Origin of the sequence: Negadavirga shengliensis, assembly GCF_042652345.1 — a bacterium.
Taxonomy (GTDB): Bacteria; Bacteroidota; Bacteroidia; order Cytophagales; family Cyclobacteriaceae; genus Negadavirga; species Negadavirga shengliensis.
Map to the genome: position 1 here is coordinate 539,634 of NZ_JBHSJJ010000004.1, position 23,127 is coordinate 562,760.

Consider the following 23,127-nt stretch of genomic DNA (forward strand, 5'->3'; position numbering starts at 1 on the left):
TTACGATGATAAGGAAAGTTGTTTTGATATTGTTTTTGGCTGGAAGCCCGCTCATGGCAGCGCTTTCTCAACAGACTCCCGGAGAAAGAGGGGAGATAAGGGACACGGAGTTTATAATCCGGAAAGACAGGGTTTTGACCCTGCCGAAGCAGCCAAGGGTCTTTGAAAGGACACCGAGTCTCCCTCCGGTAAGTTCAAGGGAGAATTATTCGTATTCGGTTCAGAACTTTTTTGTTGACCTTGACCCCGTAAAGTTAGACATTCAGCCCTTTACCAAGGCTTTTCCCCGGGAAGAGGCGGAGCAGTTCAGTACGTTTGGTAAACTGGGCTTCGGGAATTATTCATCCCCCTTGTTACAACTTCGAATCCACAGCCTGCCGGATCCCGATATGAATTACGGTATTGACATCAGTCACCAGGGATTTTATGAAGGTCCGGTTGACGGTAAAAATTCTGCGGAAGACCATAGTAAAGTGGATTTAACCGGAAGCCTTTTTAGAGATAATGTGGAGTTTTTTGGTAAACTCGGATTTCACAGGGACATGTACCATTTTTATGGATATACCCCTATTCCAGCCATAGAGATTGTTCCCGAGGACATCCGGCAGGTTTTCAACACCTTCAGGGCTACTGCGGGACTTAGAAAAATTGAACGGACAGAATCTTTTGACTTTGATGCGGCACTTGGTCTCAGGCTGTTTGCCGACCGTTATGAAGCGAGTGAAAATGAGGCCAGTATAAAGGCCCATGCTGGCTTCAGAGCCAATGAATCCCTACATGGGGGAATCCATTCCCGTCTTTATTTTACGTCGCCTTCGGATATTACTTATTCGGATATCAACAGAAATTATTTCAAACTCAATCCTTATATCGCTTTTCAGCAGGAGGGTTTTAAGATAAGAATCGGGGCAAACGTGGTGCAGGAGAATGATATCGTACCCAATAAAAACATGGACTTCCACATTTTCCCGGAAGCGTTTATTTCTTATCATTTTGTTCCGGGATTTGGGATATACGGCGCTTATGAAGGGGATGTGATCAGAAATACGTATTATGATTTTGTCATGGAAAATCCTTTTCTGGGACCTTCTGCACAGCTACGGAATACCATTCAAAACTACCAGGTGGATGCCGGTGTGACCGGAGCCATAAACGGGGAATTGACCTATAAGGCGGGTTTTAAATACGGGGATTTTACCAACATGCATTTTTATGGAAACAATGTGCAGGATAGCACCCGTTTTCAGTTGATTTACGACGATGTGACCACTGTGCTTCAGTACCACGTCAATGTGGGATACAACTTCGATGAAAACTATAAGCTGGATGCGTCGGCAAATTATTACCAATACACGTTATCTGAGCTTGCGGCCCCCTGGCACAGACCCGAATGGGAAATCAATATCACCAATACCTTCACACCTACCAAAAAATGGTTGATCAATGCCGATTTCCGGGCAATGGGGGGAATAGCGGCGGTGAACCTTGCCTCGGGGACCAGGGACACGCTGAAACCTATTCTGGATCTTAACCTTGGCGTGGACTATTCCATACATCCCCAGTTTTCCGTTTTTGCCGCAGGCAATAACCTGATGAACCAACGCTATGAAAGGTATTGGAATTACCGTGTAAGGGGCGCTCAGATAATAGGAGGGATCAGCTTTAAATTTTAGTTGGAACGACAGGTCTTAAAAAAGGAATTAATAGACCCATTATTGGGGAATTGAAGGTTTTGCGTTAGTTTAGTACATTCAATTAAATGTATTTTTGAGATGTCTGAAAAAAAATCCAACGATCATGAAAACCATTCCAATGAGGATGAGGATTTTGGCTTGCCTGAAGTGAACATCACCCCTTTAAGCGAGGTGCCCAAAAAGGAGGCCCGCGATACGGTTAAGGGTGCCGTACCGCCGCCCCCGGTTTCTGAACCCGCTGTCCATATAAAAAAGGAAACTTATGAGGTCACCGAAGACAGAAAACAAGGGAAAAAGCGTTCTTATATCATCCTGCTGATCCTGTTGGTGTTGCTTTTGGGTATAGGGTATGGACTTTATCATTTTAAGGTGATCGATTGGCCCGGAACCCCTGAAAGCGAAGACACGGTAGCCGTTGAGAGGGAGGAGGAACCAGCGGCTCCTCCTGCTGATATGGAAATAGCTGAGGAGGAACCGGAAGAGCCGGAAGAAATAAAATTAACAGAAATTACATCTAAAATAGATGTTCCCCGTTATTTTGTCGTAGTCGGAAGCTTTATTGACGACGATTTGGCAAGAGACTATTCTGAAAAACTCAATAAAATGGGAAAAAACACCTTTTTGATCCATCCCTATGGAGATATAGCCTTCTACAGACTTTCTGTAGGACAATTTGAGAATTTGGATTCGGCATTGGCAACAATCGACGAAGTCCGGTCCGATTTTGAAGAAAATTTATGGGTACTCAAATATTAATATGATCTTACTACAAACTTTGTCAACCACCGGTGACCAACAGGTTATCGACACCCTGGCCAATATTGAAGATGCGACTGGCAGCAGCATAGGCCTCATGGATCTGCTCATAAGAGGAGGATACATGATGATACCCCTCTACGCCCTTTTTGTTCTGGCTATTTTTATTTTTGTGGAGCGGCTGATCACCTTGAAAAAGGCGGCCAAAACGCCCAAAGGAATGGTAGATCAAGTCAAAATGATGGTACAAAGCGGAAATATTCAACAGGCCAGAATGATCTGCCAGGGAGAGGAAACCCCGGTGGCCCATATGATTGCGAAAGGGCTTGAGCGAATAGGACATCCACTGAAAAACATAGAGGTAGCCATAGAAAACGTGGGCAAAATAGAAATCTACAAGCTTGAAAAAAATCTCGGGTTACTGGCCACGGTTTCCGGTGCCGCCCCGATGATCGGATTTCTCGGGACAGTGGCGGGGATGATCCGCGCCTTCATAGGTGTGGCTCAGGAAGAAGGGATGGTATCCCCTAAACTGCTTTCTACGGGGATTTATGAGGCGATGATCACCACGGCTACAGGACTGGTGGTGGGGATCCTGGCTTATTTAGGATACAATTACTTGGTTACCCAGGTTTCCAAACTCATCCATAATATGGAATACACCACCATAGAGTTTATGGACCTGTTACAAGACAAGAAATAAAATGGCACTTCAATCCAAAAATAAGATAGAGGCCGCTTTCAGCATGTCTTCCATGACAGACATCATCTTTCTGCTGTTGATATTTTTTATGCTGACCTCTTCATTCATTACCCCGTCCGGATTACCGGTAAACCTGCCTTCGAGCGAAACGTCCGATATCGTCATGCAGGAGGTTACCGTCAGCGTCACCAAAGATCTTCAATTTTCGGTCAATGACAGACGGGTGGACCGAAATGAAATTAAAAATGAACTGACCGCGTTATTAAAGGAAAATAAAGGTCATGTGGTCCTTCATATTGATAAAGAGGTTCCTGTGGAATACCTCGTCGAAATAGGAGGGATTGCGGCCACGCTAGAAGCTAATGTTTCTATAGCAACTAAACCTTTTAAATAAATCATGCAAGTCTGGGAAGGAAAAGAAGGAGAATACAACAACAACCGCAAGGCATTGATCATTACTTTTGTCGTCAATGTCCTGTTGCTGGTAGCCTTGTATTTTATCGTGGTGTGGCGATCTCCCGTACCGCCGATGTCTCAATTCGGGCTGGAACTGAATCTGGGCTTTACGGATGCGGGAAGCGGCAGCAACCAAACCACCATGCCCCCTTCCGAAGTACAGGACAGGGCTACAGAAACACCCGCGCCGGGGGATCCTGCCCCCCAACAGACAGAGACAGTTGTACCACCGGTTTCCCCTTCACAACCTGCTGCTTCCAAGCCGCAACCCACTGAAGCGCCCAAATCTTTTGAAGCAAGGTCTAAGGTGCCAAGTCCTCTGAGGGGAAATGAAGAAGCATCGGAAGCCCCCAAGGAAGCTGAGAAAAAGGCGGAGACAGCTCCGCCCACCACAAAACCTGCGGAAGCAGAAAAAGAAGTGGAAAAACCCGCCGAAAAACCGGCTGAAGAAAAGCCAAAAGTGGACCCAAGGGCCATCTTTGGGGCTGGTGGGACCTCTGGAAGTGGACAACAGCCTTCCTCAGGAAGCAATCAGGGCAATACTGCCCAGCGTGGTGATGAAGGCAAGCCCCAAGGCACGGTGGATGGCAGGTCTATATTGCAGTCCGGAAAAGGAAATACAGGTGATGGTGCAGGTTATAACCTGGAACTTGCGGGATGGGATTTTGCCTCCAAACCCAACATCAATGACAACATTTCTAACAGAAACGGCAAAATTGTTTTCAGGATTACCGTAGACGATAATGGAAAGATTGTTCAGGCTATACCATTGGAATACAATGTCAGTAATGAAGTCCTCACTTATTACCGTTCCGTGGTCAACCAGCTTTCCTTCAAAAGACAAAGCGGCAACCCTACCGCCGAATATTCCACAGGTAGGATAACTTTTATCATTAAAGTAGATTAACGAAGACCTGTATGAACTATAAGGAAACTTTGGACTTTTTGTTCAATGCACTTCCGATGTACCAAAGGGTAGGGGCTCCGGCTTTTAAAAAGGACCTGGGCAATACCATACGGCTGTGCGAACGCTTGGGAAATCCTCAGACCCGGTTTAAAAGTATACATATCGCAGGCACCAATGGCAAAGGCAGTACTGCACATGCCCTGGCCTCTGTTCTTCAGGAGTCAGGCTATAAAACCGCACTGTATACTTCCCCTCATCTCAAATCTTTTAGGGAGAGAATAAAAATCAACGGAAAAGAGATCCCGGAGAAGGCAGTGATCCATTTTGTGGAAGACCATAAAGATTTTCTGGAAGATCTGAAACCGAGTTTTTTTGAGATGACGGTGGCTTTGGCATTTCAGCATTTTGCAGAGCAAAAGGTCGATTATGCCGTGGTGGAAGTCGGCATGGGAGGAAGGTTTGACAGCACCAATGTCCTGGTTCCGGAACTCTCGGTCATTACCAGCATAGGCATGGACCATATCCAGTTTTTGGGAGACCGATTGGAAAAAATCGCCTTCGAAAAAGCGGGGATCATCAAACAGGGTGTGCCCGTTATCATTGGCCAAACACATCCGGAGACCATGCCGGTTTTTAAAGAGGTGGCCCATTGCCAAAAAGCCCCCATCATCTTTGCGGATCAGCATGTGAAGGTCATGCCGGGAGAACGGGTCAAAAAATTGGCACTCGGTTCTAAAATGGAATACTCCCTAGTATGGGATGGCCACAAAGAGAAAGTTTTGCTGGATTTACTGGGCTCCTACCAAGTACAAAACCTGCCGGCTATCTGGCTGGCCATTCAGCAGCTGCAAAAGATGGGTGTCGCCATGGATATGCGCCCTATGAAAAAAGGGTTGTCCAACATCGTTGAAAATACGGGCCTTAAAGGCAGGTGGCAGATATTGTCGGATAGACCGTTGGTCATTTGTGATACAGGACATAATATTGACGGCGTAAGAGCGGTCGTTGACCAAATAAAAACCATGCGCTATCAGCAACTTTACATGGTTTGGGGAATGGTAAATGACAAGGATGTGGACGGGGTGCTTGCCCTGTTGCCTAAAAAGGCCCATTATATATTTTGTCAGGCCCAACTCCCCAGGGCAATGCCAGCAGACGCGCTGAAAGAAAAAGCAAAAGCCTTTGGCATAGACGGCGTGGCTATAGATGACGTGAACGAAGCCATAGCTTACGCAAAAAGAAAAGCCACACCCGATGATTTTATTTTTGTAGGAGGAAGTACTTTTGTCGTCGCTGAAATCAACGATCTTTAGAATGGGAAGAAAAAAACTGGAGCGGTTTAAACAAAACGAAGCCAATCCTATCGTAGTGCAACCGGGCAAACCGGTTTTTGAAACTGTAAAAGGCAACTGGAACAAGATCCAGTTTGAAAAGGATCTCCCCCTGGTAGTTGAACTGGCCTGTGGCAGAGGGGAATTTACCGTGGGACTTGCCAGGGAATACCCCCGAAACAACTTTATCGGCGTGGATATCAAAGGTTCCAGGATATGGAAGGGAAGTACCATTGCCAGCGAATCGGGATTGACCAACGTGGCTTTTTTAAGGACCCAGATCGAGTTGTTGAGCGATGCATTTGAAGAGGGGGAAATTTCAGAAATCTGGATCACGTTTCCCGATCCCCGGCCAAAAGACCGGGATGAAAAAAGGCGGTTGACATCTCCAAAGTTTCTGGAAATGTTCAAAAAGTTGTTGGTAAAAAGAGGTGTGATCCACCTTAAAACAGATAATACCGGCCTTTATGAATATACCCAGATGGTCCTTTGCGCGAGACAGGACGTGAAGGTATTAAAGGACACTTCGGACTTTTACCGGTCTCCCTGGAAAGATGACCATCACGGTATCATGACGCGGTATGAAAAAATGTTTATGGAAAAAGGGGAAAGCATCAAATACCTCCAGTTTATGTTTACATGATCCGGGATAAAGAAGCGTCATCAATCCTCGATTTCCAGGGCTTCCAGTATCTCCGCGAGTTCATCAAAATCCTTGATACCCGGTTTGATTTCATGGCCGCCCTTCATGTTTATTCCTTTTACCCCGGTTTGGGCCACCAGGGTTTCTACATTCCCTGCGTCGAATCCAAAGCCCAAAAGGACTTCACAGCTGGCGGCAAGGTTTTTCACCCCTTTCCAGGTGGTCTCATCCACTTGAAAACCGTTTTCGGATTCCAACAACAGGATGATTCCGTGCTCACCAAAACTGGAAACAATCGTGTTTAGCTTTTCCAAATCATCGTTTGAATGAACGGTTTGTTTAAGGATCAGTTGATAGCCCGAATTATATAGCATCTGGATATGGGCCGGTTCTTCTATCTGGATATAGGTAATGCCCTCATAATCCATCAATGTTTCCAGGATGTTTTCAGGATGGCTCACCCGAAACTCAGCGGCATATTCCAGGCCGGAAAGCCAGTCTGTGATTTCTTTGTAGGTAGCGGGGCTTACAAAATATTCATCATTTTCCTCAAGCGAAAAACCCATCAGGTCCACATACATCCCTGCACAATAGCGGGCGTCACTTAAGTTGTTTACATTGCCTATCTTTACAAAAGTTTTTAAAGCCATTTTAATTTGATCGATTATTTGTGTAATTTTTCAACGGTTCTCAAAGATAAAGAATGAATGTTTTTGATAAAAGGTATTGGATAAGCCTGTCCTTGTTTTTCCTCTGGAGCTGTCAGACAGAAAGGGAAGAACCCACGGTGGTGGATATGGATTATTATCCATTGGAAACAGGTAAATTCTGGGTGTATGAAGTTAACGAAACGATATACTTTGGAGAGGGTGATTATGAAGAAATTCATTATTTTTACCGGGATGAAATCACTGAGCTGTACATCAATGAAGCTGGGGAATCTGTGTACATCGTGAACAGACAAAGATCGGAGGACAGGACAGAATGGACAAATAAGCAGGTATACGCACTGAGAGTAAGTGATAACCGGCTCATCAGATTGAGCGATAATTTGCAGGAAATCATCCTGGTTTTCCCGTTGCGGGTGAATCTGGAATGGGACGCCAACGGGGCCAATTCCCATGCACCCCATGTTTATACCCTCGATGCGGAAGGGCCTTATGTGGTAAAAAACAGGTATTTTCCCAGTACAGTGAGGGTTTTACACAATGATGAAGATGATATGATTACCATCCGGGATATTCGATATAACATCTATGCTGAAGGCGTGGGATTGGTTGAAAGCTACTATGAAGTTTTTAACTACTGTACCCGAAACGACTGCCTTGGAGAACAAATCATACAGAACGGACGTTTGACACATTTGAAATTGGTATCTGATGGCAGCATATAAATACAGCATACTCCTATTGTTTTTTATCGTCTCCTCCCAGATCTGCGCTCAGGACCGGTACGCGGTACATTATAAATATAAACCGACTACGGTTTACAGCTTGGAACACCCCGGAGATTTTTTGGTAGATAAGGCCCTCGACAGAAGAGGAAGGGAGCAAATCGCGGTTGACAGTACGGATTTACCGGTTTCCGGCCAGTATATCGAACAAATAAGTGAATTTGTAGACCGGTTTATTTTTCATTCCAAGTGGTTAAACGCTTCCGTGGTGACGGCTGATGAAGCAGCCATCTCAAAAATCGAAGGAATGCCTTTTGTGGAAAAAGTGGAGCTGGTTGCCCGTGGTGGCGTCAGCCACATGGAAAACAGCAAAAAAGAAATCGGTGAAGCATACATGCGTATAAAGAGCAAAGTTTTCAAAAAAACGAAAACATACGAATTCCAGAATGATATTCTGGGAATACCTGAGATGCATGCCGAGGGCTATAACGGTGAAGGGTTAAGAATCGCGGTTTTTGATGCCGGTTTTTTGAACGCCGATCATATCAGTGGGATGGAGCATCTTTTCGAAAACGGGCAGATCATTGCCACCCGGGATTTTGTCATTCCTGAATCGGACAATGTATTCAGGACAGATACCCATGGAACCGGTTCACTTTCTTTGTTGGCTTCAAATGACCCCCAGAAATTGATAGGCGGCGCTTATGCCGCGGAGTATATCCTTTGCATCACCGAAGATGTAAAATCCGAATACAGGATTGAAGAATACAACTGGGTGAGGGCAGCTGAATTTGCCGACAGCCTGGGGGTAGACATCATCAACAGCTCGCTTGGCTACAATCTTTTTGACGATCCCGCCATGAATTATTCCAAAGAGGATTTGGATGGGAAAACTTCCGTGGCTTCCATAGGCGCGGGCATAGCTGCTGAAAAAGGCATATTGGTGGTCTGTTCTACAGGCAACGAAGGAAACATCAGTTGGAAAACCATCACCGTGCCTGCCGATGCGGAAGGGATTCTCTCAGTAGGCGCGATTTCCAATGATTTCCAAAAAGCGGGGTTCAGTTCAATCGGTCCCACCAGTGATGGCCGGATCAAACCCGAACTGGTGGCTTTTGGTACAGGCGTGACCATCTGGAGATTCATCAACGGCCCCAGTTTTTCAAGTGGAACTTCTTTTTCCGCCCCTCAGATCGCCGCTTTGGCGGCCGGATTGTGGCAGGCAAAGCCCGAATGGACCAGAGCCGAGCTCAAAGAATATATCCTTAAAAGTGGAAGCCAGTTTGACGAGCCGGATTATGAACTGGGTTACGGCGTCCCCAATTTCCGCCGGGCTTTGTATGGAATGATAAATGGTTTTGAGGAGGAATGGGTATACCGGCAGACCAAGATATATCCCAATCCCCTGGACGGGAACAGGCTTTTCGTTGAGTTCGGAAACGCCTCTCAATGCAATTTCCGGTTGTATGACACAGCAGGTAAACAAGTAAGTTATCTGAGCCTTGCCCGGAACATGGTGAAAGATCCGTATGAAGTGGATTTGGGAAGCGTACATCCCGGAATATATCTGGTTGAATTACAGGACAATTCAGGAGCCAAAGTGATTAAGTTGTTAAGAAAATAAGGATTTACCTAGGGAATTTATTTTTTTTGTAAAAATTGCAACAAGAAAAATTAGCTACATCTACGGAATGGGAAATCATTCCGTATTCACCCTAACTCAGATGTTTCCATGAATCCCATTATAGCACCATCCATTTTGGCAGCAGACTTTGCCAACCTTCAGAGAGAGGTAGAAATGATCAACCAAACCAACGCGGACTATATTCATGTGGACATCATGGACGGCGTGTTTGTCCCCAATATCTCTATGGGCATTCCCGTGACCGAAGCCATCCATAAACACGCCAAAAAACCTCTGGATGTTCATTTGATGATCATGCATCCTGAAAATTACCTCAAACAGTTTAAGGATGCCGGTGCGGCTTACCTCACCGTACACTATGAAGCATGTCCCCATTTACACAGAACGGTTGAAGAAATCAAGGCACTGGGCTGTAAGGCAGGGGTGGCATTGAACCCACATTCGCCGGTTTATCTATTGAAAGATATCCTCAAAGAGGTGGATATGGTATGTCTCATGTCCGTTAATCCCGGATTTGGCGGACAAAAGTTTATCGAAAACACGTTCAAAAAAGTAAAATCCCTGAAAAAACTGATTGTGGAAACAGGTTCGAATGCCAAGATTGAGATAGATGGTGGGGTAAGTATGGACAACGCGAAAGCTCTATTTGATGCAGGTGCCGATGTATTGGTGGCCGGGAATTTTGTTTTTTCTTCCCAGAATCCAGCTGAAACCATTAAAAATCTAAAAAATATTGTTTAAATTCAAAAATGGGAGGCAAGGTATAATTTGTGGTGCATTTTTTGTGTTTAGATTTGCTATATTGCTCCCAAACAAGTTTATTAGTAAATGATTTGTATTAAATTAACTTAAAAATACCTATGAAAAAATTAATTGTGCTGGCTTTCATGATGCTGGCTTCGATTGGATGGAGTAACGTATATGCCCAAGATGAAGCAGAAGAGGAAGTCACAGAAGAAGAAATGATGAAATTTGCTGTCATGGAAGACTCCGTTATGGCCTTTTATGAACAGAAAAATGAAGAGCTGATTGATATGATCCGTAATAATGAAGTCATAGACGGAGCGGCAAGATACAATGAAATCAAAGCCGCCTGGGATGATGAGGAAAAAATGGCTGAAATAGAAGTTACGGAAGAAGAAAAAGCCGCATACGAAGAAATACTCGCATTCATGGGGTCACTAAGTGATGAAGTGAGGGAATTGAAAATCGACTTGATTAAAAATGATGAGGTAATCGGCGTGGCTACATACAATAAAGTAAACAAAGCCATCAAAGAAAATCCGGAAGTGAAGGAAAAAGTCGATTCGCTTATGGCCGAATTGAAGGAAAAAAGAGGGGGCGATGATGAAGAAGCCGGTCCTGACACAGGGGAATGAGCCGCATGAAAAATAATACATAAAAAAACCCTCCATACAATGAGGGTTTTTTTATGTATATTCGTTTTTAATTTGAAGCATCATAGCGGTTTCCCATGAATCAGTTAGCGGCATCCAAGGTTTATTCTGCGTTTTTTTTGACCATCTGTTTGGTTTTCACGGCATCGGTTTATGCACAGGAAGATGACATCTTCGGCATTGAAAGAAAAATCAGGAGCAGGAAAAGTGAAAATGAACTGGGCAATGTTTTTAGGAACATGGTCAGTAATTTTTCTTTTGAAATTTCAGGGGGAGGTTCTTTCCACCAAAATAATTTGAACTTCAACAGTGAAACCCCCGGGCAATATCCGATTTATCCGACCCTTCAGGAAAACACGCTGGACCTCAACAGAGAGGACACCGTAAGTTTCAGCAGCAGTCAGTTTGCTTTTCCTTTAGGTGTAGGGGCCAGGGTAAATGTATTTGACTTTCTTTCCCTTGGTGTAGGTTATGGAAGGGAGTGGGGTAGGATTGACCCCTTCAAAACCCCTGCTTATGAATTCAGGATGGATCATGGTAGGTATACCTTTGACAAATTTTACGGGTCCGTAGGCATTATTCTCTATGATGCCAATAAACGGATTTCTTTTCTCAAGTGGCGCTACCGGAAATTTTCATCCGGGAACCATTATATGCAGTCTGAACTCAAGCTAAGGGCCAGGCAGGAATTCCCCTGGCGTTATGTCCTGGAAGGCGAATTCGGTTCCTTATTTATAAGGGAAAGTTATGATAAGCTGCTCACGGCCCCCGACCCCTATTATGCCGTGGGATTAAGGGTGGAAAGGGAGTTTTCAGAATACACCAAACTTTTTGTCAGGCCTGCGGTGGAACTAAGAAACCTCCAATATGAAAATGTGGATTTGATGGAAATGCAGCCGATCCGGCAGTTGCTCTATACTGTGCATGTAGGAGTGGGGCTGAGGCTCCCCGGAACCAAAAGGTGCAAAGTCCCGGGATGTGCCGTAGTGATGAAGCATATCCATAACGGGGTCGAATACAGGGGGAGCTCCATATGGAAAAGGCAGCACCGAAAAATAGGGCAATGGTATGGTAATTAACCCATGTTTTAACCAGGAATAATATAACGCTGTGAATATAAATTAAATATCATGTTTTTGCACTATAGGTAAAATTATGTTTTTCAAAACATATACTTTTTGCTATCTTGCAAACTATTAGAGAAATTTTAAATATGGCTCAAGGAGAGAACGAGAACATCATACCCATTAATATCGAAGAAGAAATGCGCGGTGCCTACATCGATTATTCGATGTCGGTAATTGTTTCCCGGGCATTGCCGGACGTAAGAGACGGATTGAAGCCTGTTCACAGAAGGATACTTTACGGAATGCAGGAACTTGGGGTGACCCACAACAAACCTTATAAGAAATCTGCCAGGATTGTCGGGGAAGTGTTGGGTAAATACCACCCGCATGGAGATTCCGCCGTTTACGAGACATTGGTAAGAATGGCCCAGAATTGGTCATTGCGGTATCCGCTCATTGACCCGCAGGGTAACTTTGGCTCTATTGACGGGGATAATCCCGCGGCCATGCGTTATACTGAAGCCAGGCTTAAAAGAATCGCAGAGGAGTTACTGATCGATATCAATAAAGAGACCGTAGATTTTCAGCTTAACTTTGACGACACACTCAAAGAACCTGTCGTATTGCCAGCCAAAATACCGGCACTTTTGCTTAACGGTGCATCAGGTATTGCGGTAGGCATGGCCACCAACATGGCTCCCCATCATTTGGGAGAGGTGGTGGACGGCATCACCTCCTATATAGACAATCCGGAAATAACCGTTGAAGAACTTATGGAGCACATTATTGCTCCCGATTTCCCCACCGGGGGGATCATTTATGGTTATAGCGGCGTTAAATCAGCGTTTGAAACGGGTAGAGGCAGGATCATCCTTAGGGGAAAGGCCACTATAGAAACCAAGGACAACGGGAGGGAAATGATCGTGATCACCGAAATTCCCTATCAGGTCAATAAGGCTTCCATGGTAGAAAAAACCGCCCAGCTAATCAATGAGAAAAAGCTGGACGGCATTTCCGCCATCAGGGACGAATCGGACAGGCACGGCATGAGGATCGTCTACGAACTCAAGAGAGATGCGGTAGCCAATGTCATTCTCAATAACCTGTACAAACATACCCAGCTACAGACTTCTTTCAGTGTCAATAATGTGGCGCTGGTAAAGGGTAGGCCCCATATCCTGAACCTCAAGGACCTGATCAGGCATTATGTCAACCATCGTCATGAAGTGGTCGTCAGGAGGACGGAATACGAGCTGAGAGAGGCGGAAAAAAGAGCGCATATATTGGAAGGGTACCTGATTGCCCTTGACCACCTGGATGAGGTGATTGCGCTCATACGCGGATCCAGAGACCCGGAAACCGCCAGAAATGGCTTGATGGAAAAATTCGAACTGAGTGAAATACAGGCGAGGGCGATTTTGGACATGCGGCTTCAGCGACTTACCGGAATGGAGCGCGAGAAGATCCAACAGGAATATGCCGATCTGATGAAACTGATAGAGGAACTCAAGGAGATCCTTGCCAATGAAGACCGGAGGATGCAGATCATAAAGGACGAGCTGAAAGAAATGAAGGACCGTTATGCCGACGAAAGAAGAACAACGATCGAGCACAATGCGGAGGATTTCAGCTATGAGGACATGATCCCCAATGAAGAAGTGGTGATCACAGTATCCCATCAGGGATATATCAAAAGAACAGTCCTGACCGAATACAGGAGCCAGGGCAGGGGAGGGATCGGCTCCAGAGGAGTGGCTACCAAAGAGGATGATTTTACCGAGTACCTTTTCACCGCATTAACCCACAATTACCTCCTGATATTCACCGACAAAGGAAAGCTTTTTTGGTTGAAAACCTATGCCATTCCGGAAGGGGGAAAAACCTCCAAAGGAAGGCCCATACAAAACCTGATCAACATAGAAAGTGATGATAAAATCCGTTCCATAATCCAGGTCAAGGACCTGTCTGATGAAGACTACATCAACAACAACTTCTTGGTCATGGTAACCAAAAACGGTATCATCAAAAAAACAACCTTGGAGCAATATTCCAGACCCAGGACCAACGGGATCATTGCGCTGAACATCAGGGAGGATGACCAGTTGCTTAATGTAGAAATGACCAATGGTGATTCCCATATCATCATTGCCTCAAGTTCGGGCAGAGCGGTCCATTTTCATGAGTCCAATGTGAGGCCCATGGGACGGACAGCCACCGGCGTGAAAGCCATCAACATAGAGGGCGGAAACTACCATGTAATTGGCATGGTTTGTGTTAACAGAGAGGATGCCACCCTTCTGGTAGTCTCTGAGAAAGGCTACGGCAAAAGATCATTCCTCACCGAATACAGAATCACCAAAAGAGGAGGTAAAGGTGTGAAAGCCATGAATGTAACCGAAAAAACAGGAGGGCTGGTGGCCATCAAGGAAGTTGTGGATTCGGATGATTTAATGATCATCACCCGGTCCGGCATCATCATCAGAACACCAGTTTCAGGAATCCGGGTTATGGGAAGGGCTACACAAGGCGTCAGACTTATTCGCTTGAATGACAATGATGAAATATCTTCGGTGGAAAAAATCGAAAACATTATTGTGGATGCGGTTGATGCCGAAGAAGTTGAAAATCCGGAAAATCCCCTTGGGGATGCCGGAACAGAAGGTGATGAGAAAGAATAAATAAATCAAATAAATAAACAAGAACCTATCAATCAGAATAACAAGAGATTAATATGAAAAAGTTAATTCTATCATTGGCTTTGGTCGGTATAGCTTCAACAGTGGCCTTCGCTCAAAAAAAGGTAGTAAGATCCGCGGAGAGAAACCTGAAAAGGGGAAACCTCGAGGAAGCATATAAAGATATACAGGAAGCTTTACAGGATGCTGATACCGGTAACGAATCCAATACTTATTTGATAAGAGGAAAGATAGAAACAGCCATGTTTGAGGCGGATTCATCCAACACCCAGGAGACGGTTGTGGTGGGTCAAAAAGCCAAAGAGAGTTTTATGAAGACGTTCGAAATGGAAGAGCGTGATTCTACCAGTAAAGTCAGCAAGGACCTGTTCAAAGAGGTGGTTCCCGAAATGCCCGAGAATTTTCAGGGCCAGGGCGTGTACCGCCTGAAAAATGCTTCTTTTAACAAAGCGATAGAGAGATACGAAGAGGATGATATGGATCTGGCATTTGAATTCTTCGCGCTGGCCGCGGATCTGGATCCCAAAGATACTTCCATCGTATTCAACGCCGGCTATACGGGCAATATGGTGGGCAAGTCAGAGGAGGCCAAAAAATACTTCACCCAACTTCTGGACATCGAAGAATACAACAAACTCAATGCGTATTATTTCCTCATACAGATCGCCAGCGCAGAGGACAATGATCCCGAAGAAGCTTATCGCTTAGTCACCATGGCCAGAGAGGATTACCCTGAAGACAAAGGCCTGGCGGAGTTTGAAATCCAGTTGTTGCTTCAACTGGACAAAATGGATGAAGCGATGACTTCCATCGAAAGTGCCTTACAGAATGACCCTGATAACCCGGCAATCCGCTTGAGATATGGCTACCTGAAGGAAAAATCAGGCGATATGGACGGGGCGCTGGAGGAATATAAGAAAACCGTACAAGCTGATTCTGAATTCTTTGAAGGTAATTACTATGCCGGGGCAATCTATCTGGACAAAGCAAGAAACATTATTACTGAGGTAAACAACCTTTCTGATGATGAATGGGAACAGAAATCAGGTGAAATGCTTGCAGAAGCGGACAGTCTGTACGAAGAAGCCCTTCCGTATTTCACCAAAGCTTCAGAACTGCAACCTGACAATACCGATATCATGGAAATCCTTTTCCAGATCCACACCAGATTGAAAAACGAAGAAAAAGCCGAAGAATACAACAAAAAGCTTTCCGAGAAATTGGGTCCTGATTGGATGGAAGGAAATTAATTGGTCGTTTATCATTTTCTTACGAAGGTTACCGGGGTCAGCTCCGGTAACTTTTTTTATTTAATTAACCTATCATTAGCTTTTAATTATGGATTTACAACTAGGCGGTAAAAAAGCGTTGGTAACCGGTTCCACAGCGGGGATTGGCTTTGCGATTGCGCTGGAATTATGCAGGGAAGGCGCTGTGGTAACCCTTACCGGAAGGACGGAGGAAAGGATCAATGAAGCAATAGAGCACATTAAATCACAGGTACCAAACGCCCATATCAACGGTTATGCTGTTGATTTCGGTAAAAAAGATGAGGTTGAAGGATTGATCAGAGCACTTCCTCTACTTGATATTCTGATCAATAATGTAGGAATATTTGAACCGAAAGCCTTTGAAGAGATTCTTGATGAGGATTGGTACAGATTCTTCGAAATCAACGTGATGAGTGGCATCCGGCTCTCCAGACATTATTTTCCTAAAATGATGCAACAAGACCAAGGGAGAATCCTTTTCATTTCCAGCGAATCCGGGATACAGATACCTGATGAAATGATCCATTATGGCATGACCAAAAGTGCACAGCTGTCCGTATCAAGAGGCTTGGCTGAACTTACCAAAGGGAGCAATGTCACCGTAAACTGCGTGTTGCCGGGACCTACAAAGAGCGAGGGAGTAACCGCATTTGTGGAAAAGATTGCCCAACGGGAAAACAAATCAACGGAAGACATTGAAAAAGACTTTTTTAAGGAAGAACGGCCGACCTCTCTTCTTCAACGTTTTATAAGCGTCGAAGAAGTGGCGGCAATGGCGGTATATCTGTGTAGTCCCCGGGCCTCAGCTACCAATGGAGCCGCCGTGCGTGTGGATGGTGGCGTAGTAAAATCCATGACGTAAATAGGATCACCGCCACGCTGAAGGGAACCGGTAGATGTTGAAATCCCAGATTATGGGCAGCAGCCATAACACCAACGCCACCACAAAAAAAATGGATATGAAATTCATCCATATTCCCGTTCTGATCATGGCAGGAATGGTGAGGTAACCCGACCCAAACACCACCGCATTTGGGGGAGTGGCCACCGGCAACATAAAGGCGCAGGAGGCCGCTAAAGTGGCCCCTACCATCAAACCAAAAGGATGGACGCCCATGGCCAGGGCGACTGCGGCGAGGATGGGGAGCAACATGGAGGCTGTGGCCACATTGGAAGTGATTTCAGTAAGAAAATTCACCGCGGCAATGATCAACAGCAGAAACAGCCAGAACGGCACGTTTTGCAACAAAATAAACTGTTCGCCTATCCATTTGGCAAGCCCTGTTTCCTGAAACGCGCTTGCCAATGCAAGACCGCCGCCAAAAAGTATCAGGATGCCCCATGGAATTTTTTCGGCTACTTTCCAGTCCAGTAATTTGCTTTTACCTGCCCTCTTGGAAGGGATTACGAAAAGCAACAGCACCCCAGTAAGCGCAATCAGGGTATCATCGAGCTGGGGAATAAACCGCTGAAGCACAAATGTTCTGGAGATCCAACTCACACTTACCCCGACAAACACCCATAATACCCTTTTTTCCTCTTCGCTGATGGCACCCAGATCCAACAGCTGTTTCCGGATTTCCTGCCGGCCACCTTCCATTTCCAAGACAGACGAAAAACGGTAGGCCATGTACACCAGGTAATACCAGCAAAGAAACAACAACCCCGCGGCAATGGGAAAACCGATCAGCATCCATTCCCCAAATCCGATTTCAATGCCATAGGTTTTTTTGATCACACCCACCAGGATAATATTGGTAGGTGTCCCAATAATGGTCGCAATGCCCCCGATAGAGGCGCTGTACGCAATACCCAGCATCAGGGATTGCCCAATCTTGTTTTCCGTGTCAGCAACACCTTCTTTTTTACGGCTGATCTGGGAGACGACCGCGATGGCAATGGGCAACATCATCAGGGTGGTGGCGGTATTGGATATCCACATGGAAAGGAATGCCGTGGCCAGCATAAAACCCAAAATTATCCTTCTTAAGTCTGTACCCAGATAATAAATGATGTTCAAAGCAATCCGCTTGTGAAGGTTCCACTTTTCAATACTCACCGCAATCATAAAACCGCCCATGTAAAGCAACACCATAGGGTCGGAGTAGGGGATAGAAGTGGCTTTGATTCCCATAATGCCGGTAAATGGGAACAAAACCAGAGGCAGCAACGCCGTAGCGGCGATGGGGATGGCCTCGGTGATCCACCAGACGGCTATCCATACCGTAACAGCCAATAAGGAAGCCCCTTCTGAAGATAAACCAACGGGTTGGACAAAAAAATAGATCAGAAGAAACAGTACAGGGCCAAGAAAAAGCCCGATTCTGGATGCACTCATAGGGGCATATCATGCTTAAAGATGGAGATTCGGTTCATATCACAAAAGTAAAAGTCCAATATAACGATTGGCCAAAAATAAAAAAACCATTTTTATTTTGAACAGATTGGCTTAAGCTTGTAGACCATGTGTAAAAAACCTTTCGGTCAGCACAGTACAGGATAGATCCTGTCAATTTAGGTATTTTATTTAAGCATAATTTGGATTACCGTGTCTAAAATTATATTAATATTGAAGAGCGAAGAATATAATAAAAGAACAAATCGATGATAAAACCCAAATCACAACCCGCAGGATTCATATGGAATATGCTATGGGTATTTTTAGTGGCCGCCATGTTTGTCCAATGCGGCCCTGAACAGCCGACATTATCGTTGAAAAAGAGCGACCACATTGTACTGATTGGTAATAATCTGGGTTCCAGGATGATGAACTACGGGCATTTCGAAACAGAGATGCAGGTAAGGTATCCTGATTCCCTGTTGTTTATAAGGAACATGTGTGATGGGGGAGACACGCCGGGTTTCCGTCCCCATGCCGGAAGGAAATCCCCCTGGGCTTTTCCCGGAGCCGAGGAATTCCAGACGGAATTGGCCACACCGTCCGGAAGCGAGGGGCATTTTGAAAGCCCGGATGAATGGCTGACGAGGCTCAAAACGGACATCATCATTGCCTTTTTCGGCTATAATGAGTCATTTGAGGGACCCGAGGGGTTGGAAAACTACAAGGCCGAGCTTGAGGCTTTTATCCACCATACCCAAAATACAGCCTATAACGGGAATAACCCTCCCCAGTTGGCCCTGGTGTCACCCATAGCTTTCGAGGACCTTAGCGCTAAATTTGATCTGCCTGATGGCAAAAAGGAAAATGAAAACCTGGAATTGTATACCCAGGCCATGAAGGAAGTTGCGGAGAGAAACAAAGTGTTGTTCGTCGACGCTTTTAGCCCCTCCAAAAAATGGTACGCTTCGGGGGAGGGCGACCATACCATCGACGGTTTTCAGCTGAATGAAACAGGTTACAAAAAGTTTTCCACACTGTTGGTCAACCAGATTTTCGGCAAAACATCCGCCAAAGTCGAGGAATACAGAGACCTGATCCACGAAGCGGTCATGGAAAAAAACTGGATGTGGCACAACGATTACAAAATCCCGAATGGGGTCCATGTTTTCGGAAGAAGATACAATCCCTTTGGACCGGACAACTATCCCTATGAACTGGAGAAAATACGGGAGATGACCGACAACAGGGACCAGGCCATCTGGCAGGCCACAAAAGGGGAGAGGTTTGACCTGGCTGCGGCAGACGCCAAAACGCGGGAGCTGCCGCCCGTGGAAACCAACTACAACCCGGATAAAAACGGGAACATGGAATACCTCTACGGCCAGGATGCTTTGGACAGGTTAAAAGTACCGGATGGCTATAAAATCGAGTTGTTTGCCTCAGAGAAGGAGTTTCCCGATCTGGCCAATCCCGTGCAGATGACCTTTGATACCAAAGGCCGTCTTTGGGTGGCGTGTATGCCCAGCTATCCCCACTACAAGCCCGGAGACCCCAAACCGAATGATAAGATCATTATCCTCGAAGATACCGATGGGGACGGCAAAGCTGACAAACAGACTGTTTTTGCCGACGGCCTGCATCTGCCCATCGGGGTTGAAATCGCACCTGAAGGCGTGTATGTGTCCCAGGGAACCAACCTGATCATCCTGAGGGATACCGATGGGGACGACCGGGCCGACACGAGGGAGATCCTCCTCAGCGGCTTCGATGACCACGATACCCATCACAATATCAGCGCCTTTGTGGCCGATCCATCGGGGGCCATTTATATGGGAGAAGGGGTGTTTCTCCATACCAACGTAGAAACCCCATACGGCCCCGTAAGAGGTACGAATGGCGGATTTTACCGTTATAATCCCGCCAGAAAACATCTGGAAAGAACGGCCCAGCTTCCGATACCCAATCCCTGGGGCATCGCCTTTGACGACTGGGGGCAGAATTTCTTTGCGGAAACCTCCGGACCGGATGTAAGATGGATGATGCCGGGCTCAGTAAAACCGCGTTATGGAGAAGGCACCCACAAAGGTTTCAACCTTATAGAAGACGCGCACAGGGTGAGACCCACTTCCGGACTGGAATTTGTGTCCAGCCGGCATTTTCCGGATGAGATCCAGGGAGATTTGCTGATCAACAACACCATCGGCTTTTTGGGTATGAAAATGCATACCATGGAGGACGACGGCACCGGTTACAAGAGTAAACACAGAATGGACCTTGTGGTGGGCGATGACCGTAATTTCCGTCCGGTGGACATGGAATTCGCGCCGGATGGTTCGCTGTATTTTATCGACTGGCACAATATCCTGGTAGGCCATATGCAGCACAACGCCAGGGATCCACTCAGGGACCATGTGCATGGCAGGGTGTACAGAATCACCTATCCTTCGAGACCTTTGGTACAGCCCGCCAAAATCCATGGCGCAACGGTGGATGAATTATTGGAGAATTTAAAGCTGCCCGAATTCCGGTCCCGGTACCGGACCAGGACCGAGCTGAGAGGGAGGGATGCGGATGAAGTGCTGACCAAACTCACCTTGTGGGTAGGCGGGCTGGATACAAACGACCCGAATTACGAACACCACATGCTGGAAGCCCTCTGGGTAAGCTGGGGGCTCAACAAGGTAGACCAAAGGCTGTTGCGCCAGCTGATGGAATCACAGGACCATAAGGTCAGGGCCGCCGTGGCCCGGGTACTCCGGTATACCGGCCATCAAGTAGACGACCAGGTGGAGCTGCTGAAAAGATTGGCGGCCGACCCACACGGCCGGGTGAGGCTGGAAGCCATCGTAGCGGCTTCCTGGTTGGAAAAAGAAGACGGGCTGGCCATCTTGGAAGTGGCCAACGAGCACCCTATGGACGAATGGATGATGAAGCCATTTGAAACTTCTCTGGCTCATCTGAACGACATGTCGGTGAGCAATATGGTGGTCAATGCAGACGGCAGCATTGTGTTCCAACCGACAGCAAACCAGAAGAAGGAAGAGGATAAGCCGGACACGAACCTGAAAGGAGAGGCCCTTACCTTATATGAGATGGGCAAGGAAATCTATAGCAGGGAAGGCTTCTGCATCACCTGTCACCAGGAAGACGGAAAAGGGCTGACCGCTTCCGGATTTCCGCCGCTGGCAGGTACCCGCTGGGTGCTGGGAAGCGAGGAACGTCTTATAAAGATAGTTTTAAACGGATTGATGGGGCCGATAGAAGTGCAGGGCAAGGAATATCCCGGCCAGGTACCCATGACGCCTTACCGCGGCATGCTCAATGACAAGGAAGTTGCCGCGGTGACCACATATGTCAGAAACTCCTTTGGCAACGAGGCCGCGCCGGTTTCCCCGGAAACCGTGAAGAAGGTAAGGGATGCCACCGAAAACAAACAAGGGTTCTATTCACCCACAGAGTTGTTGCAGGAACATCCGCTGGAGAAACCCACGGCCAGCCGGTGATCAAGGTTGATGGCTTGTAAATAGCTTTTAACCCCTGGAGGATTCGAACTCCTCCAGGGGTTTCTTTTTCTTTGCAGGCTGGTCAATATCGTGTCTTTGAAAGGGGGGAACCTTCCATTTCATTGGTAGGTAACAGATCGGTCAACTGGTCATTGACGTTGGCTTTAATTTTCACCTTACTTCATAGGCCCTTTCCGGATACTCGTCGATTACGGTTCCTTCCTCATTGACCATCAAAAAATGCTGATGGGGGCCATGTAAAGTGACGATGATGGCCGAATTCTCGCTGGCGGATTTTTTCAGGTACCACACTTCTTCAGGGGTTTTGGGTTCTTTTTTTTCCACACCCCAGGAGCCATCACCAAGGTAGACAATTCCAGAGGGATCCACCATGTCCCGGCGCAGGGGATACGTGCGCTTATAAGTATGGTCATCGTTTTCCAGGGCTACCCGGACACCGAATTCCTCAAACAGCGGCACCCAATGCTGGAAAACCTGCTCGGACCAAAACTGGTTGCGTATGCCTCCAGGTTGTACCCGTCCTGATGGATAAGCGGGTTTATGGTAAACAGGAATAACATGAGGCCGGCCCGCACGGGACTTCAATACTTCTTTAAGCCATGATGTTTGTTGTCCGCTGATCAGGTTGCTGTGGGAACTGTCCAGGATAATCAGGCTCAGGTAATTGCCAAAGTCCAATACGCCATAGCCTGGCTGACCCGGAAAAGCAAACAAAGCATAGAAATAGGGGCCTTTTTCAGCCCGCATTTTGTCGGTCGCTTCAGCAAATTCGCCGCGTTTTACTTGGGTAATAAAATCGGGCATGCCCAGGGTCTTTCCGATGGTGGTCTCCGAACCGGGGTAGTGGTGGTCCAGCACATCATGGTTCCCTATGGCCAGGACAACGGGAACCACGCGCCCGTCCTCTGTAACCAAATCTTCCCGGAGGCGATCAAACCAACTGATCCATCGATCGAGGTTCTCTTCCCGGCCATTGGCATAAGCCAGGTCACCTCCCCAGACGATAAAGTCCGGGTCATATTTCATCGCTGTGCAGTTCATCTGTCTGAACATTTCTCCATGGGAGGTATCGCCGCCGGCGGCAAAACGGATAGGGGAGTAATTCTTCTCCGGCATGGTCCGGAACGAATAGACCCGCTCAAATTCACCCACACGAAACTGGTAGTTGGATGCCGGTGTAGTCGGTAACTGAATATGCACCAAAAACGGTAATTAGGAATGCACCAAAAATGGCAACAGGAATGCACCACTTTGTAAATATAGGTTGTTATTCCTGATGTCCAAAAAAAGTTTTTCTGTTTTT

19 protein-coding genes are annotated in these 23,127 nt (G+C 46.4%); 16 read left to right on the forward strand and 3 right to left on the reverse strand.

The window, feature by feature from the left end; genetic code table 11:
* The first annotated feature begins 5 nt into the window (after nt 1–5).
* From ACFPFU_RS09910 to trmB, 7 genes are all read left to right on the forward strand, one after another.
* Nucleotides 6–1,673, forward strand: a complete 1,668-nt coding sequence (locus ACFPFU_RS09910; protein ID WP_377064007.1) for a TonB-dependent receptor — start codon at nt 6–8, stop codon at nt 1,671–1,673.
* Nucleotides 1,674–1,772: 99 nt separating this feature from the next.
* On the forward strand, nt 1,773–2,450 hold the full coding sequence (locus ACFPFU_RS09915; RefSeq protein WP_377064009.1) for an SPOR domain-containing protein: 678 nt from the start codon (nt 1,773–1,775) through the stop codon (nt 2,448–2,450).
* Nucleotide 2,451: 1 nt separating this feature from the next.
* Nucleotides 2,452–3,153 (forward strand): MotA/TolQ/ExbB proton channel family protein, encoded by a 702-nt coding sequence (locus tag ACFPFU_RS09920; RefSeq protein ID WP_377064011.1) that lies wholly within the window; start codon nt 2,452–2,454, stop codon nt 3,151–3,153.
* A 1-nt stretch (nt 3,154) separates the two neighbouring features.
* A complete protein-coding gene (locus tag ACFPFU_RS09925; protein ID WP_377064013.1) occupies nt 3,155–3,547 on the forward strand; it encodes an ExbD/TolR family protein in 393 nt (130 codons plus the stop codon).
* Between the two features lie 3 nt (nt 3,548–3,550).
* A complete protein-coding gene (locus ACFPFU_RS09930; protein WP_377064015.1) occupies nt 3,551–4,516 on the forward strand; it encodes an energy transducer TonB in 966 nt (321 codons plus the stop codon).
* 11 nt (nt 4,517–4,527) lie between these two features.
* Nucleotides 4,528–5,829, forward strand: coding sequence for a bifunctional folylpolyglutamate synthase/dihydrofolate synthase (locus ACFPFU_RS09935; protein ID WP_377064017.1), 1,302 nt, complete (start codon nt 4,528–4,530; stop codon nt 5,827–5,829).
* Between the two features lies 1 nt (nt 5,830).
* Nucleotides 5,831–6,490, forward strand: a complete 660-nt coding sequence (gene trmB / locus ACFPFU_RS09940) for a tRNA (guanosine(46)-N7)-methyltransferase TrmB (protein ID WP_377064019.1) — start codon at nt 5,831–5,833, stop codon at nt 6,488–6,490.
* Nucleotides 6,491–6,510: 20 nt separating this feature from the next.
* Here trmB and trpF read toward each other — a convergent pair whose 3' ends face one another.
* Nucleotides 6,511–7,140 carry a phosphoribosylanthranilate isomerase gene (trpF, locus tag ACFPFU_RS09945; protein ID WP_377064021.1) on the reverse strand — a complete coding sequence of 210 codons (630 nt, stop codon included), beginning with the start codon at nt 7,138–7,140 and terminating at the stop codon, nt 6,511–6,513.
* Between the two features lie 53 nt (nt 7,141–7,193).
* Between trpF and ACFPFU_RS09950 the strand changes: the two genes are divergently transcribed.
* The 8 genes from ACFPFU_RS09950 (at nt 7,194) to ACFPFU_RS09985 (ending at nt 16,821) form a co-directional block, all read left to right on the forward strand.
* On the forward strand, nt 7,194–7,883 hold the full coding sequence (locus ACFPFU_RS09950) for a hypothetical protein (protein ID WP_377064023.1): 690 nt from the start codon (nt 7,194–7,196) through the stop codon (nt 7,881–7,883).
* On the forward strand, nt 7,870–9,507 hold the full coding sequence (locus tag ACFPFU_RS09955; RefSeq protein WP_377064025.1) for a S8 family serine peptidase: 1,638 nt from the start codon (nt 7,870–7,872) through the stop codon (nt 9,505–9,507). Before ACFPFU_RS09950 ends, ACFPFU_RS09955 begins: the two co-directional genes overlap by 14 nt.
* A gap of 108 nt (nt 9,508–9,615) precedes the next feature.
* On the forward strand, nt 9,616–10,269 hold the full coding sequence (gene rpe / locus ACFPFU_RS09960; RefSeq protein WP_377064026.1) for a ribulose-phosphate 3-epimerase: 654 nt from the start codon (nt 9,616–9,618) through the stop codon (nt 10,267–10,269).
* A gap of 119 nt (nt 10,270–10,388) precedes the next feature.
* Nucleotides 10,389–10,907, forward strand: a complete 519-nt coding sequence (locus ACFPFU_RS09965) for a hypothetical protein (protein ID WP_377064028.1) — start codon at nt 10,389–10,391, stop codon at nt 10,905–10,907.
* 95 nt (nt 10,908–11,002) lie between these two features.
* A complete protein-coding gene (locus tag ACFPFU_RS09970; protein WP_377064030.1) occupies nt 11,003–12,004 on the forward strand; it encodes a hypothetical protein in 1,002 nt (333 codons plus the stop codon).
* Between the two features lie 134 nt (nt 12,005–12,138).
* Complete coding sequence (gyrA, locus tag ACFPFU_RS09975) at nt 12,139–14,670, forward strand: DNA gyrase subunit A (protein ID WP_377064031.1); 2,532 nt, start codon at nt 12,139–12,141, stop codon at nt 14,668–14,670.
* 53 nt (nt 14,671–14,723) lie between these two features.
* Entirely contained in the window at nt 14,724–15,938 is a 1,215-nt protein-coding gene (locus ACFPFU_RS09980) for a tetratricopeptide repeat protein (RefSeq protein ID WP_377064033.1), read from the forward strand.
* A gap of 88 nt (nt 15,939–16,026) precedes the next feature.
* The gene (locus ACFPFU_RS09985; RefSeq protein WP_377064035.1) at nt 16,027–16,821 is read left to right on the forward strand and encodes an SDR family NAD(P)-dependent oxidoreductase; all 795 of its coding nucleotides are present in this window, start codon (nt 16,027–16,029) and stop codon (nt 16,819–16,821) included.
* 6 nt (nt 16,822–16,827) lie between these two features.
* Here ACFPFU_RS09985 and ACFPFU_RS09990 read toward each other — a convergent pair whose 3' ends face one another.
* Nucleotides 16,828–18,297: an SLC13 family permease gene (locus ACFPFU_RS09990; RefSeq protein ID WP_377064037.1), complete on the reverse strand. Its 1,470-nt coding sequence runs from the start codon at nt 18,295–18,297 to the stop codon at nt 16,828–16,830.
* Between the two features lie 335 nt (nt 18,298–18,632).
* On the opposite strand from ACFPFU_RS09990, the gene ACFPFU_RS09995 reads away from it, so the two are divergent.
* Nucleotides 18,633–21,803 carry a PVC-type heme-binding CxxCH protein gene (locus ACFPFU_RS09995; RefSeq protein WP_377064050.1) on the forward strand — a complete coding sequence of 1,057 codons (3,171 nt, stop codon included), beginning with the start codon at nt 18,633–18,635 and terminating at the stop codon, nt 21,801–21,803.
* A 171-nt stretch (nt 21,804–21,974) separates the two neighbouring features.
* Here the strand turns inward: ACFPFU_RS09995 and ACFPFU_RS10000 are convergent, their stop codons facing one another.
* Complete coding sequence (locus tag ACFPFU_RS10000; RefSeq protein WP_377064039.1) at nt 21,975–23,024, reverse strand: metallophosphoesterase family protein; 1,050 nt, start codon at nt 23,022–23,024, stop codon at nt 21,975–21,977.
* Nucleotides 23,025–23,127 lie beyond the last annotated feature (103 nt).

What these genes read in the sequence shown, in the direction of transcription:
- ACFPFU_RS09910 (WP_377064007.1), top strand. Translation starts at nt 6, where the DNA reads ATGATAAGGAAAGTTGTTTTGATATTGTTTTTGGCTGGAAGCCCGCTC.
- ACFPFU_RS09915 (WP_377064009.1), top strand. Translation starts at nt 1,773, where the DNA reads ATGTCTGAAAAAAAATCCAACGATCATGAAAACCATTCCAATGAGGAT.
- ACFPFU_RS09920 (WP_377064011.1), top strand. Translation starts at nt 2,452, where the DNA reads ATGATCTTACTACAAACTTTGTCAACCACCGGTGACCAACAGGTTATC.
- ACFPFU_RS09925 (WP_377064013.1), top strand. Translation starts at nt 3,155, where the DNA reads ATGGCACTTCAATCCAAAAATAAGATAGAGGCCGCTTTCAGCATGTCT.
- ACFPFU_RS09930 (WP_377064015.1), top strand. Translation starts at nt 3,551, where the DNA reads ATGCAAGTCTGGGAAGGAAAAGAAGGAGAATACAACAACAACCGCAAG.
- ACFPFU_RS09935 (WP_377064017.1), top strand. Translation starts at nt 4,528, where the DNA reads ATGAACTATAAGGAAACTTTGGACTTTTTGTTCAATGCACTTCCGATG.
- trmB (WP_377064019.1), top strand. Translation starts at nt 5,831, where the DNA reads ATGGGAAGAAAAAAACTGGAGCGGTTTAAACAAAACGAAGCCAATCCT.
- trpF (WP_377064021.1), bottom strand. Translation starts at nt 7,140, where the DNA reads ATGGCTTTAAAAACTTTTGTAAAGATAGGCAATGTAAACAACTTAAGT.
- ACFPFU_RS09950 (WP_377064023.1), top strand. Translation starts at nt 7,194, where the DNA reads ATGAATGTTTTTGATAAAAGGTATTGGATAAGCCTGTCCTTGTTTTTC.
- ACFPFU_RS09955 (WP_377064025.1), top strand. Translation starts at nt 7,870, where the DNA reads ATGGCAGCATATAAATACAGCATACTCCTATTGTTTTTTATCGTCTCC.
- rpe (WP_377064026.1), top strand. Translation starts at nt 9,616, where the DNA reads ATGAATCCCATTATAGCACCATCCATTTTGGCAGCAGACTTTGCCAAC.
- ACFPFU_RS09965 (WP_377064028.1), top strand. Translation starts at nt 10,389, where the DNA reads ATGAAAAAATTAATTGTGCTGGCTTTCATGATGCTGGCTTCGATTGGA.
- ACFPFU_RS09970 (WP_377064030.1), top strand. Translation starts at nt 11,003, where the DNA reads ATGAATCAGTTAGCGGCATCCAAGGTTTATTCTGCGTTTTTTTTGACC.
- gyrA (WP_377064031.1), top strand. Translation starts at nt 12,139, where the DNA reads ATGGCTCAAGGAGAGAACGAGAACATCATACCCATTAATATCGAAGAA.
- ACFPFU_RS09980 (WP_377064033.1), top strand. Translation starts at nt 14,724, where the DNA reads ATGAAAAAGTTAATTCTATCATTGGCTTTGGTCGGTATAGCTTCAACA.
- ACFPFU_RS09985 (WP_377064035.1), top strand. Translation starts at nt 16,027, where the DNA reads ATGGATTTACAACTAGGCGGTAAAAAAGCGTTGGTAACCGGTTCCACA.
- ACFPFU_RS09990 (WP_377064037.1), bottom strand. Translation starts at nt 18,297, where the DNA reads ATGAGTGCATCCAGAATCGGGCTTTTTCTTGGCCCTGTACTGTTTCTT.
- ACFPFU_RS09995 (WP_377064050.1), top strand. Translation starts at nt 18,633, where the DNA reads ATGTTTGTCCAATGCGGCCCTGAACAGCCGACATTATCGTTGAAAAAG.